Here is a 12364-nt window from a genome sequence, read left to right as displayed (position 1 = left end):
TCAAGAGGACCCCGATGACCAAGCCCGACAAATCCGGCCTTGCGCCGCGCTATGCGGCCTATCAACTGATCGACGCAGTAACCGGCGAGGGCCGCCTTTTGCCGGAATTGATCGGGGCCGGAGCGCTGGCGCGGCTGGACCCGCAGGACCGCGCCCGTGCCCAGCGGATCGCGATGGAAACGCTGCGGGCGCTGGACCGGGCCGACCGGATGCTGAAACCCTTCATGGCCAAACGCCCGCCGCTGCCGGTGCGCAACGCGCTGCGTATGGGGACCGTGGAAATCTGGGCCTTTGGCGAGGCACCGCATGGGGTCGTCAATGCCTGCGTCGAAATCATCGGCCGCGACCCGAAACACCGGGGCATGAAGGGGCTGGTCAACGCGGTCCTGCGCAAGGTGGCCGAGGAACGGCCCGGCGCATGGGACAGGCTGCCCACCCCGCGCCTGCCCGATTGGCTGCGCGATCCGATGATTGCCGCATGGGGCAAGCCGACCGTCGCCGCGATGGAAGAGGCGCATTACAAAGGGGCAGCCCTGGACCTGACCGCCAAGGGCGACGCGGAACCCCTTGCCGCGCAACTGGGCGGAACCGTCCTGCCAACTGGCTCTGTCCGGTTGTCCGACGCCGGGCAGGTCTCGCAGCTTCCCGGCTATGACGCCGGCGACTGGTGGGTGCAGGACGCTGCCGCCGCGCTTCCGGCCCGTATTCTGAAGGTAACACCGGGTGAAAAGGTGCTCGACCTTTGCGCCGCGCCGGGCGGCAAGACCATGCAATTGGCCGCAGCAGGCGCGGATGTGACCGCTGTCGATGTGTCGGACGGCCGGATGGCGCGGGTCGGGCAGAACCTTGCCCGCACCGGCCTTGGTGCCCGCACAGTCGTGGCCGACGCCTTTGACTTTGACGAAGAGGGCTGGGACGCGATCCTCTTGGACGCGCCCTGTTCCGCCACTGGCACCATCCGCCGCCATCCTGACCTGCCCCGGGCCAAGGACGGGTCCGAATTCGGCGCCCTGATCGACCAGCAAGAGGCGCTGATCGACCACGCGCTGAACCTGTTGAAACCGGGCGGGCGGCTGATGTTCTGCACCTGCTCGCTTCTGCCCGACGAAGGCGAGGTGCAGGTGGAAGAGGCCCTGTCGCGGCATCCGGGCCTGACGGTCGAGGCCATCGACACCGGCGCGCTTGGGGTCGATCCGGCATGGATCACCGAAGAAGGCGGGCTGCGCCTGCGCCCCGACTACTGGCCCGAACTGGGTGGCATGGACGGGTTCTATATGGCGCTCTTGCGAAAGCCCGCGTGACTTGGCCCAAGATTGGCCCTATGCTGCCGCACGAAAACAAGACGCGACCTTCACGCGCAACACAGGCAGGGCACCCCAGTGGCCAAGGATCAGACATGGGCTTTCCGCCGAAAGCGTTTCATGCATCGTCTGCATGCACGTCTTGCCGCGCGCGCCCGTGTTCCCACCGGATTCGTTTCCCAGCCTGAGCCACGATCCATCGGGCGCTATGCCCGTGGGCGACAGCTGACTGCCGGGAATTTCCTGTTCTCCGGCCATCTGTTCGAAGCGCCCGACAGCTCCATCTGGGACATCGGGCAGGACGAACCCCATATCGTCGAAGAACTTCAGGGCTGCACCTGGCTGGATGATCTTGCCGCCGTCGGAGATGCCAAGGCACGGGGCAAGGCGCAGGCCTGGGTCTATGACTGGATAAACCGCTTCGGCAACGGCAGCGGCCCCGGCTGGACCCCGGAACTGACCGGGCGGCGTCTGATCCGCTGGATCAACCACGGCTTCTTTCTTCTGCGCGGCCGGGACAAGGCCGCGTCGGACATCTACTACCGGTCGCTTGCGCGGCAGGCGTTGTTTCTGTCCCGGCGTTGGACCGCCGCCCGGCCCGGACTGCCCCGGGTCGAGGCGCTGACCGGCATGATCTATGCAGGGCTGTCGCTGGAAGGGATGGGCGACCATGTCGCCCCGGCGGTGCGGGCGCTGGCCCGCGATTGCAAGGCGCAGGTGGATGCCGAAGGCGGCATTCCCACCCGCAACCCGGAAGAGCTGCTGGAGGTCTTTACCCTGTTCACATGGGCGCGGCAGGCATTGGACGAATCCGAACACGCCGTCCCCGAGGAACTGGAGGCCGCCTTGGCCCGGATCGCGCCGACACTGCGGTTCCTGCGCCATTCCGATGGCGGGCTTGCTCGGTTCCACGGCGGCGGGCGCGGGATCGAAGGGCGGCTGGATCAGGCCCTGTCCGAATCCGGGATAAGCGACACCGCCGGACCCGGCCGGCGCATGGGGTTCGCCCGGATGCAGGCGGGTCGGACCAGCGTCATCGTGGACGCCGCGCCGCCACCGTCGGGCGAGGCCTCCTATGACGCCCACGCCTCGACGCTGGCCTTTGAACTGACTTCGGGGCGCCGGTCGGTCATCGTCAACTGCGGTTCGGGCCGCGCCTTTGGGCCGGAATGGCGCCGGGCCGGGCGGGCCACGGCCAGCCATTCGACATTGGCGCTGGATGGCTACTCCTCCTCCCGACTCGGGGTGCCCAGCCGGTTGAACGGGTTGCGGCAGGAACTTCTTGTCGACCAGCCGCAAGAGGTGCAGTTCGAACCCTCCGATCTTGATGACGGGATGCGGCTGGAACTGGGCCACGACGGCTATCGCAAGACCCATGGGCTGACCCATGCCCGCACGCTGGACCTGACATGGGATGGGCGCGGGCTGGTCGGCGAGGATCTGATCACCACGCTCAGCGATGGGGACAAGGCCCGGTTCGACCGCGCGATGGACCGCGAGGGGCTGGATGGCATCCCCTATTCCGTCCGGTTTCACCTCCACCCCGAGGTCGACGCGAACGTGGATCTGGGCGGGGCAGCAATCAGCCTGACCCTCAAAAGCGGCGAGATCTGGGTCTTCCGGCATGACGGAGTTTCCGAAATGCGCCTTGAACCGTCAGTTTACCTTGAAAACGGGCGATTGAAGCCGCGTGCGACACAACAAGTGGTTTTAACCGGGCGCGCAATGTCCTATGCGACGCGCGTCCGCTGGTCGCTGGCCAAGGCGCAGGAAACGCCGACCGCACTACGCGACTTTGTCGAGGATGGCATCGCGGACAAGGATCAAGACTGATTTCCGGGGGACCCGATGACCGACCTGCAGCCCATCCGCCGCGCACTGCTTTCCGTTTCTGACAAGACCGGGCTGATCGACCTGGCCCGGGCGCTTGCCGACCGCGGTGTCGAACTTCTGTCCACCGGCGGCTCTGCCAAGGCGCTGCGCGACGCAGGGCTTGCCGTGCGGGACGTGGCCGATGTGACGGGCTTTCCGGAAATGATGGACGGGCGGGTCAAGACGCTGCACCCCAAGGTGCATGGCGGCCTTCTGGCGCTGCGTGACAATGCCGACCACCGCGCCGCGATGGAAACCCATGACATCGGCGGCATCGACCTGCTGGTGGTGAACCTCTACCCGTTCGAAGCGACCGTCGCCAAGGGCGCGGCCTATGACGACTGCATCGAAAACATCGACATCGGCGGCCCCGCGATGATCCGCGCCGCGGCCAAGAACCACGCCTTCGTGAACGTGGTCGTGGATGTCGAGGAATACAGCGCGCTGCTGGCCGAACTGGCCGCGAACGACGGGCAGACGACCTATGCCTTCCGTCAGACCCTCGCGCAAACCGCCTATGCCCGCACCGCCGCCTATGACGCGGCCGTCTCCAGCTGGATGGCGGGCGCGATTGGCCAATCCACGCCGCGCCGCCGCGCCTTTGCCGGGACACTGGCGCAGGGGCTGCGCTATGGCGAAAACCCGCACCAGTCGGCGGCCTTCTACACCGATGGCAGCGGGCGGCAGGGCGTGGCCACCGCGACCCAGCATCAGGGCAAGGAACTGTCCTACAACAACATCAACGACACCGACGCCGCCTTTGAACTGGTCGCCGAATTCGACCCCGCCGATGGGGCCGCCTGCGCGATCATCAAGCACGCCAACCCCTGCGGTGTCGCCACCGGCGCGACCCTTCTGGAGGCCTACAAGGCGGCCTTCGACTGTGACCGGACCAGCGCGTTCGGCGGCATCGTCGCCCTGAACCAGCCGCTGGATGCCGACACCGCGCGCGAAATCACCGGCATCTTTACCGAGGTCGTGATCGCCCCCGGCGCCTCGGACGAGGCCCGCGAAATTTTCGCCGCGAAAAAGAATCTGCGCCTTCTGACCACCGATGGCCTGCCCGATCCCAAATCCGGCGGGCTGACCTATCGTCAGGTCGCGGGCGGTCTGCTGGTGCAGGACAAGGACAATGGCCATATCGCGCTGGACGATCTGAAGGTGGTCACGAAAAAGGCTCCGACGCCCGAGCAGATGGCCGACCTTCTTTTCGCCTGGAAAGTCGCCAAACACGTTAAATCCAACGCCATCGTCTATGTGAAGGACGGGGCCACCGTCGGCGTCGGCGCGGGCCAGATGAGCCGGGTCGACAGCGCCCTGATCGCCGCGAAAAAGGCGGAACGCATGGCCGAGGCGCTGGGCCTCCCGCAACCGTTGACCATCGGCTCCGCCGTGGCGTCCGACGCGTTCTTTCCCTTCCCTGACGGGCTGATGGAAGCGGCCGCTGCCGGGGCAACCTGCGTGATCCAGCCGGGCGGGTCGATGCGCGACGACGAGGTGATCGCCGCCGCCGACGAAGCCGGTCTTGCCATGGTCTTTACCGGCATGCGCCACTTCCGGCACTGACCTGACGAAAGGACCGCCCATGCGCCTGACACTCTGGACCAGCTTCTGGGTCTTCCTCGCGGACCAGCTGTCCAAATACGTCGTGGTGCATGGGATGGACCTGTTCACCCTGCAACGGATTGTGGTCTGGCCCGGCTATCTGGAATTTCGCATGGCGTGGAACCGGGGGGTCAACTTTGGCCTGTTTTCCGGGCTCGACATGCGCTGGATTCTGATCGCCATCGCAATCGTGGTCAGCCTGTTCGTCCTTTGGTGGGTCCGCAAGGAAGGCGGCAGCCGGTGGATGGATCTGTCGGCGGGCCTGCTGGTTGGCGGGGCGCTGGGCAATGTGATCGACAGGGTGCTTTACGGCGCGGTGGCCGATTTCCTGAACATGTCCTGCTGCGGCATCGAAAACCCCTATGCCTTCAACATCGCAGATATCGCGATCTTCGTCGGGGCGCTCGGCCTTGTCGTCTTCGGTGGCGGGTCGGACAAGGCAAAGCCCGCCAAAGGGTAACAACCCGCGTGACGACCGGCAAAACAGCGGTTAAAGATTGGCGGAACGACCGGAAGGGGAACCGATGCGCGGGACAATACTGGCAGTTCTGGCACTTTTGACGCTCGCCGCCTGTGGCGGCGGCGACAGGGGCTTGCGGCAGTTGGACAACCCCGGCGGTGGTCCTGACGAATTTTCGATTCTGCCTGCGCGTCCGCTGGAAATGCCTGAAACGGTCAGCACGCTGCCGCAGCCAACGCCGGGCGGCACCAACCGGACCGACCCGAACCCGTTGGGCGACGGGATTGCTGCCTTGGGCGGCAATCAGGCTGCCGGTCGGGCCGGTGGCATTCCCGCCGCCGATGCCGGGCTGATCGGCGCGGTCAATCGTTACGGCACCGATCCCGCGATCCGCGAAACCCTTGCCGCCGAGGATGAAGCGTTCCGCCGTCGCCGGGGCCGCCTGTCGGCCTTCGGGATGGGCCGGGTGGACCGCTATTTCGCCGCCTATGCCGGAATGGCGCTGGACGCCTACGCCGAATTCATCCGCTTCCGGAACCTTGGCGTGCAGGTGCCATCGGCCCCACCGGCCAACTGATCCGCTCACAACACCGGGATCGGGGCTTGATACCCCGGAAACGCGCCGTAGGTTGATCCGGACGGAATAACCGCTTTGGGAGGATCGCCAATGCGCCGACTGATCGCCGCGCTTTGCCTGGCTGCCGCGCCACTTGCCGCCACTGGCGAAGAGGTCACAACCTTCACCCTCGACAATGGGATGGATGTGGTCGTGATCGAAGACCACCGCGCCCCGGTCGTGGTGCACATGGTCTGGTATCGCAGCGGATCGGCCGATGAACCGCCGGGGTCGTCGGGGGTTGCGCATTTCCTTGAACACCTCCTGTTCAAGGCGACCGATACGATGGAATCCGGCGAGCTTTCCGAGGTCGTGGCCGCCAATGGGGGCAGCGACAACGCCTTCACCAGCTATGACTACACCGCCTATTTCCAGCGGGTCGCCGCCGACCGTCTGGAACTGATGATGCGGATGGAAGCGGACCGGATGAACAATCTGCGTCTGACCGAAGAGGACATCGTCACCGAACGCAACGTGATCCTTGAGGAACGCAACCAGCGCACGGAAAACAACGCCGGTGCGCTGGCCCGCGAGCAACTCCGCGCGGCGCAATATCTGAACCATCGCTATGGCCTTCCCATCATCGGCTGGAAGCACGAGATGGAAAGCCTTGATATGCAAGACGCGCTGTCCTTCTACGATCTCTATTATTCGCCCAACAACGCGATCCTCGTGGTCGCCGGCGACGTGGAACCGCAGGAGGTTCTGACCCTTGCCGAAACCTACTATGGCGTCATCCCGCCCGAAGAACACCTGCCTGAGAGGTTCCGGCCAGAGGAGCCGCCGCAGACCGCCGAAAGGCGGCTGACCTATGTCGATCCGCGCGTGTCCCAGCCCTATCTGACCCGCAGCTACCTTGCCCCGGAACGGGACGCCGGTGCGCAAGAGGACGCCGCCGCGCTGGTCTACCTGTCCGAACTTCTGGGCGGCTCGCCCTTCACCTCTGCCCTTGGGGTCGCGCTGCAATTCGACAGCCAGACGGCGGTCTATTCTGGCGCGGGCTACGACGCGATGAGCCTTGACGACACGACCTTCAACGTCACCGTCGTCCCCGCCGAAGGTGTCACCCTGTCCGAGGCCGAGGCCGCGATGGATCAGGTGATCGCCGATTTCCTCGCAAATCCTATCGACCTTGACCAGATGGAGCGGATCAGGACCCAGCTTCGCGCCTCCGAGATTTACGCGCTGGATGATGTCGAAGGGATCGCTCGGCGCTACGGCGCGGCGCTCACTCAGGGGCTGACCATCGAAGACGTTCAGGCCTGGCCCGGCATCCTGCAAGCGGTCAGCGCCGAAGACGTGAAGGCGGTCGCCGAAAAGGTCTTGCAGCGGCGGCAATCCGTTACCGGCTGGATCGTCCCCAGCGAAGAGGAGGCCCTGTGATGTTCCGTTTCGCATTTGCCCTGTTTCTTGCCCTCGCCTCAACCGCCCGGGCCGAAGTGGAAATCCAGGAAATCACCTCTCCCGGCGGCATCGACGCCTGGCTGGTCGAGGAACATTCCATCCCCTTCGTCGCCATCGAGATTCATTTCGACGGCGGCAGCGCGCTGGACCTGCCCGGCAAGCGCGGGGCCACCAACCTGATGACCGGCCTGATCGAGGAAGGGTCGGGCGACATGGATGCCCGCGCCTTCCAATCCGCGCGCGAGGCGCTCGCCGCCAGCTACGAATTCGATGTCTACGATGACGGGCTGACCGTGTCGGCTCGATTCCTGACGGAAAACCGGGATCAGGCAGTAGACCTTCTGCGGCAGGCGCTGGTCGATCCGCGCTTCGATCAGGACGCGCTGGACCGGGTCCGGGCGCAGGTTCTATCCGGCATCGCGTCGGACGAAAAGAACCCCAACCGGATTGCCGGGCGGGCCTTCTACAGCGCAGCTTTTGGCGATCACCCCTATGGCACAGCCGACAGCGGCACGGTCGAAACGGTCACCGGCCTGACCCGCGACGACATGTTCGATGCGCACCGCAATGTGCTCGTCCGCGACCGGGCGATGGTCTCCGCGGTGGGCGATATCACCGCCGAAGATCTGGGCGCGCTGATCGACACGCTGCTGGGCGACCTGCCCGAAGGTGGCGCACCGCTGCCCGACCGGGTCGATTTTGGCCTGACCGGCGGGATCACCGTTGTCCCCTACGACACGCCGCAATCCGTCGCCCTGTTCGGCCATTCCGGGATGGAACGCGACGACGAAGATTTCTTCGCCGCCTATATTCTGAACACCATTCTTGGCGGCAATGGTCCCCAGTCGATCCTGATGGAGGAGGTCCGCGAGAAACGCGGCCTGACCTATGGGATCTACACCTATCTCGTGCCCAAGGATCACACCGAAATGTGGCTTGGCTCTGTCGCCTCGGCCAACGACCGGATGGCCGACACCGTCGTGCTGGTGCAGGCCGAATGGCAGCGGATCGCCGAGGAGGGGATCACGCAGGACCAGCTGGATGCCGCCAAGACCTATCTGACCGGGGCCTACCCGCTGCGGTTCGATGGGAACGGGCCGATTGCCTCGATCATGGTGGGGATGCAGGTGCAGGGGTTGCCGACCGACTACGTCATCCACCGCAACGACTACATCAACGCGGTGACGCTTGAGGACGTGAACCGCGTTGCCGCCGAATACCTGCGGCCCGAGGCGCTGCATTTCACCATCGTGGGACAGCCTGTGGGCCTTGAAAGCACGCAATAGCCCCTCGCAGAATCGGACATGGCCGTGCTATCCCTTGTGGAATGGCCATTCCTGACCCCAAGATAAGCGCAAATCGCCCCGTCATTCGCCAGTTGGACGAGGCCGCGATCAACCGGATCGCGGCGGGCGAGGTCGTGGAACGTCCGGCCAGCGCGGTCAAGGAACTGGTGGAAAACGCCATCGACGCCGGGGCAACCCGGATCGAGGTGACCATCGCCGACGGCGGAAAGACCCTGATCCGGGTTACCGACAATGGCTGTGGCATCGCCGCCGAGGACCTTCCGCTGGCCCTGTCCCGCCACGCCACCTCCAAGATCGACGGGTCGGACCTTCTGAACATCCATTCCTTCGGTTTCCGGGGCGAGGCTTTGCCCTCGCTCGGCGCCGTCGGCCGCCTTTCCATCACCAGCCGCATCCCCGGCGAAGACGCGGCCATGATCGCCGTCGCGGGCGGACGGACGGACCCGGTCCGCCCCGCTGCCCTGTCGGCCGGCACCGTGGTCGAACTGAAGGACCTGTTTTATGCCACCCCCGCGCGGCTGAAGTTCCTGCGCACCGACCGCGCCGAAACCCAGGCCGTCACCGATGTGGTCAAGCGGCTGGCAATGGCCGAACCCTTCATTACCTTCACCCTGCGCGACGCCTCCGGCGGGGATAGCCGCACCCTGTTCCGGGCCGATGCCGAAACCGGCGATATGTTCGACGCGCTGCATGGTCGGCTTGGGCAGGTTCTGGGCCGCGACTTTGCCGAAAACGCGGTTCCTATCGACGCGGAACGGGAGGGGTTCCGCCTGACCGGCTATGCCGCATTGCCGACCTATTCGCGCGGATCGGCTGTCGCGCAGTTCCTGTTCGTGAACGGCCGGCCGGTCAAGGACAAGCTTCTGCTGGGCGCCCTGCGCGGCGCCTATATGGATTTCCTCAGCCGCGACAGGCACCCGGCGGCGGCGCTGTTCGTCGATTGCGACCCGCAACTGGTCGATGTGAACGTCCACCCCGCAAAGTCCGAGGTCCGGTTCCGCGAACCCGGCGTGGTGCGCGGGCTGCTGGTCTCGGGTGTCCGGCACGCGCTGGCCAATGCGGGGCACCGGGCCTCGTCCACCGTGGCCTCGGCCACGCTCGGGGCGATGCGCCCGGAACCGTCAGGCCCCGCGCGCATCTACCAGATGGACCGTCCCTCGCAAAACGCGCGTAGCCTGTCCTACCAGATGCAGACCCCGGCCCCGATGGGCCCCGGCTTTGCCGAAATGTCCATGCCTTCGGCCCGCGTGGAACCAGAGATCGACCCGGTCGAAACCCCGGCAGAGGCGCTGCCGCTTGGCGCGGCCCGCGCGCAGGTCCACGAAAACTACATCATCGCCCAGACCGAAACCGGCATGGTCATCGTCGACCAGCACGCCGCCCACGAACGTCTGGTCTATGAGAAACTGAAACGGCAGATGGCCGAGAACGGGGTCGCAGCACAGGCGCTTCTGATCCCCGAAATCGTGGAACTGGCATCGGGCGATGCCGCGCGGCTGCTGGAGGTGGCGGATGACCTGTCCCGCCTTGGCCTGACCATCGAACCCTTTGGCGGCGGGGCCGTCGCCGTGCGCGAAACCCCCGCGATCCTGGGAGAGGTGAACGCCGGCGCGATGATCCGCGACATCCTTGACGAACTAGCGGACCTTGGTGACAGCAGCACCCTTCAGGCCCGGATCGAGGCGATCCTGTCCCGCGTTGCCTGCCACGGGTCGATCCGGTCGGGCCGGCGGATGCGCGGCGAAGAGATGAACGCCCTTCTGCGCGAGATGGAGGCCACGCCCCACTCCGGCCAGTGCAACCACGGGCGACCAACCTATGTCGAATTGAAACTGTCGGATATCGAAAGACTGTTCGGGCGCACATGATCCAGATTGGCGAAACCAGCTATTCCTTGTCCGACCCGGCGGTTCTGTTGACCCTTGGTGCAGGCGCCCTTGCGCTGTTCGCCATGATCCTTCTGATTGTGTCGGTCCGGCGGGCGGGGCAATCGGCGATGATGGCACAGATGCTCGCCAGCCAGATGGGTGGGGTGACGCAGCGGGTGCAGATGCTGTCGGACGGGCAGCAGCAATTGTTCGGCGGCCTGAATTCCGTGACCGAGGCGCAGGCCCAGCAGCAGGCCAAGACCTTGCAACTCATGGAGCAGCGGCTGTCGGCGGTGTCGGAAGCGATGAACCTGAACCTGTCGTCCTCCGCCCGCAACACTGCCCAAAGCCTTGGGGAATTGCAGCAGCGGCTCAAGACCATCGACAAGGCGCAGGAAAACATCACCAAGCTGTCCGGCGATGTGCTGTCGCTTCAGGACATTCTGTCTAACAAGCAGACGCGCGGCGCGTTCGGTGAAATCCAGCTGAACGATATCGTGTCCAAGGCCCTGCCGTCGGACAGCTATTCGCTGCAACACACCCTCTCCAATGGCAAACGGGCCGACTGCCTGATCCACCTGCCCAACCCGCCGGGTCCCATCGTGATCGACAGCAAATTCCCGCTGGAACCCTATGAACGGCTACGCAAAGCCAAGACCGATTGGGAGCTGAACGAGGCCGCGCGGCAATTGCGGACAGCGGTCAAGACCCACATCAAGGCCATATCCGACCGCTACATCATCGAAGGCGAGACCGCCGACGGCGCGCTGATGTTCCTCCCGTCCGAGGCGGTCTATGCCGAACTGCACGCCAACTTCCCTGAGCTGGTGCGCGAAGGCTTTGCCGCGCGGGTCTGGATCGTGTCGCCGACAACCTGCATGGCCACGCTGAACACCATGCGGGCAATCCTGAAAGACGCGCGGATGCGCGAACAGGCCGGCGCGATCCGCAAGGAACTGGCGCTGTTGTATTCGGATGTGGACCGGTTGGGCACCCGGGTCGAAAACCTTGACCGGCATTTCGGGCAGGCGGCCAAGGATATCGCCGATATCAAGATCAGCGCCGACAAGGCCGGGCGGCGGGCCAAGCGGCTCGACAATTTCGATTTCGAAGAACTGGCCCCGGATGACGACACCGCGCGGGTCGTGCCGTTGGCCCGCAGCGACACCTAGGGCGCTTACGGCTTGCGATGAATCTGTTTTCGCGGCCCCTCGCCTCCGGCTCGAACGCAGAAAACCGATCCTAAATTCTGGTCAGAAACCGAAAGCGCCTTAGATCCCGACGAACCGCTGCGCGATGCGGGGCAACAGGCCATTGAACCGCAAGGGCGCGTCCGTCGCAGCAAGGCAGATGCAATCCTCACCTGGCTCCGCAACGGGTGTATGTTCCAGATCATCGTTCGCAACTTCGATGTCCCCCACGCCGAAGCGCGCGGTTTCATCGCGGAACGCGCCTTGCAGCACAAGCGTCAGTTCGGTGCCGCTGTGGCCGTGGTCGGGCACCGCAACACCCGCCGGGATATGCAACAGGCGAACGGTGGATGCGCCATCGGTCTTCAGGACCATCTGCCTAACGCCACCGCCCACCCGGCGCCAGCGCACAGCATCCTTGTCGCCACCGACATAGTCGCGCAGCGGGGCAGGGAAAATGCCAGCCGTCCGGGCAGCCTTGCGCACCGGGGCGGCGGCGGGCATTCCCGCGATCAGGGCCAGCGTCGCCTCAAGGCTGCCGTCGGTCAATTCGGCCTCGCCCGCGTCCATCATCACCTCGCCGCCCAGCGCCTCGTATTCCGCCAGACGCGCCCGGCAGTCGTCGCACAGCGACACATGGGTGGCCACGACCAGCGAAAAGCCCTCGGGCAATGTGCCCGCGGCATAGCCCATCAAGAGGGCATCGGTCAGATGATGTTTGATCTGTGTCGTCATTGTCTC

General features: G+C 65.3%; 10 protein-coding genes. 9 read left to right on the top strand and 1 reads right to left on the bottom strand.

Going from position 1 to position 12364, the window contains the following annotated elements:
• The first annotated feature begins 14 nt into the window (after positions 1-14).
• From EU803_RS08960 to rmuC, 9 genes are all read left to right on the top strand, one after another.
• Positions 15-1301 carry an RsmB/NOP family class I SAM-dependent RNA methyltransferase gene (locus EU803_RS08960; RefSeq protein WP_129681957.1) on the top strand — a complete coding sequence of 429 codons (1287 nt, stop codon included), beginning with the start codon at positions 15-17 and terminating at the stop codon, positions 1299-1301.
• A gap of 120 nt (positions 1302-1421) precedes the next feature.
• Positions 1422-3134, top strand: coding sequence for a heparinase II/III family protein (locus tag EU803_RS08955; RefSeq protein ID WP_129681955.1), 1713 nt, complete (start codon positions 1422-1424; stop codon positions 3132-3134).
• Between the two features lie 15 nt (positions 3135-3149).
• On the top strand, positions 3150-4739 hold the full coding sequence (purH, locus tag EU803_RS08950) for a bifunctional phosphoribosylaminoimidazolecarboxamide formyltransferase/IMP cyclohydrolase (RefSeq protein WP_129681953.1): 1590 nt from the start codon (positions 3150-3152) through the stop codon (positions 4737-4739).
• Positions 4740-4758: 19 nt separating this feature from the next.
• Entirely contained in the window at positions 4759-5238 is a 480-nt protein-coding gene (gene lspA / locus EU803_RS08945) for a signal peptidase II (RefSeq protein WP_129681951.1), read from the top strand.
• Between the two features lie 64 nt (positions 5239-5302).
• Positions 5303-5815 carry a DUF3035 domain-containing protein gene (locus EU803_RS08940; RefSeq protein WP_129681949.1) on the top strand — a complete coding sequence of 171 codons (513 nt, stop codon included), beginning with the start codon at positions 5303-5305 and terminating at the stop codon, positions 5813-5815.
• Positions 5816-5905: 90 nt separating this feature from the next.
• A complete protein-coding gene (locus EU803_RS08935; protein WP_129681947.1) occupies positions 5906-7237 on the top strand; it encodes a pitrilysin family protein in 1332 nt (443 codons plus the stop codon).
• The gene (locus tag EU803_RS08930) at positions 7237-8544 is read left to right on the top strand and encodes a pitrilysin family protein (RefSeq protein ID WP_129681945.1); all 1308 of its coding nucleotides are present in this window, start codon (positions 7237-7239) and stop codon (positions 8542-8544) included. The genes EU803_RS08935 and EU803_RS08930 overlap by 1 nt, the downstream gene beginning before the upstream one ends.
• A 41-nt stretch (positions 8545-8585) precedes the next feature.
• A complete protein-coding gene (gene mutL / locus EU803_RS08925) occupies positions 8586-10433 on the top strand; it encodes a DNA mismatch repair endonuclease MutL (RefSeq protein WP_129681943.1) in 1848 nt (615 codons plus the stop codon).
• Positions 10430-11605: a DNA recombination protein RmuC gene (gene rmuC, locus EU803_RS08920; protein ID WP_129681941.1), complete on the top strand. Its 1176-nt coding sequence runs from the start codon at positions 10430-10432 to the stop codon at positions 11603-11605. The genes mutL and rmuC overlap by 4 nt, the downstream gene beginning before the upstream one ends.
• Positions 11606-11704: 99 nt before the next feature.
• On the opposite strand, the gene EU803_RS08915 is transcribed toward rmuC, so the two are convergent.
• Complete coding sequence (locus EU803_RS08915) at positions 11705-12358, bottom strand: ChrR family anti-sigma-E factor (protein ID WP_129681939.1); 654 nt, start codon at positions 12356-12358, stop codon at positions 11705-11707.
• Positions 12359-12364 lie beyond the last annotated feature (6 nt).

Origin of the sequence: Loktanella sp. IMCC34160, from assembly GCF_004145845.1 — a bacterium.
Taxonomy (GTDB): Bacteria; Pseudomonadota; Alphaproteobacteria; order Rhodobacterales; family Rhodobacteraceae; genus SELP01.
The sequence above is the reverse complement of the archived record's forward strand: the minus strand, read 5'-3'. Positions and strand labels throughout refer to the sequence as shown.

What these genes read in the sequence shown, in the direction of transcription:
- rmuC (WP_129681941.1), top strand. Translation starts at nt 10,430, where the DNA reads ATGATCCAGATTGGCGAAACCAGCTATTCCTTGTCCGACCCGGCGGTT.
- lspA (WP_129681951.1), top strand. Translation starts at nt 4,759, where the DNA reads ATGCGCCTGACACTCTGGACCAGCTTCTGGGTCTTCCTCGCGGACCAG.
- EU803_RS08960 (WP_129681957.1), top strand. Translation starts at nt 15, where the DNA reads ATGACCAAGCCCGACAAATCCGGCCTTGCGCCGCGCTATGCGGCCTAT.
- EU803_RS08935 (WP_129681947.1), top strand. Translation starts at nt 5,906, where the DNA reads ATGCGCCGACTGATCGCCGCGCTTTGCCTGGCTGCCGCGCCACTTGCC.
- mutL (WP_129681943.1), top strand. Translation starts at nt 8,586, where the DNA reads ATGGCCATTCCTGACCCCAAGATAAGCGCAAATCGCCCCGTCATTCGC.
- EU803_RS08915 (WP_129681939.1), bottom strand. Translation starts at nt 12,358, where the DNA reads ATGACGACACAGATCAAACATCATCTGACCGATGCCCTCTTGATGGGC.
- EU803_RS08940 (WP_129681949.1), top strand. Translation starts at nt 5,303, where the DNA reads ATGCGCGGGACAATACTGGCAGTTCTGGCACTTTTGACGCTCGCCGCC.
- EU803_RS08955 (WP_129681955.1), top strand. Translation starts at nt 1,422, where the DNA reads ATGCATCGTCTGCATGCACGTCTTGCCGCGCGCGCCCGTGTTCCCACC.
- EU803_RS08930 (WP_129681945.1), top strand. Translation starts at nt 7,237, where the DNA reads ATGTTCCGTTTCGCATTTGCCCTGTTTCTTGCCCTCGCCTCAACCGCC.
- purH (WP_129681953.1), top strand. Translation starts at nt 3,150, where the DNA reads ATGACCGACCTGCAGCCCATCCGCCGCGCACTGCTTTCCGTTTCTGAC.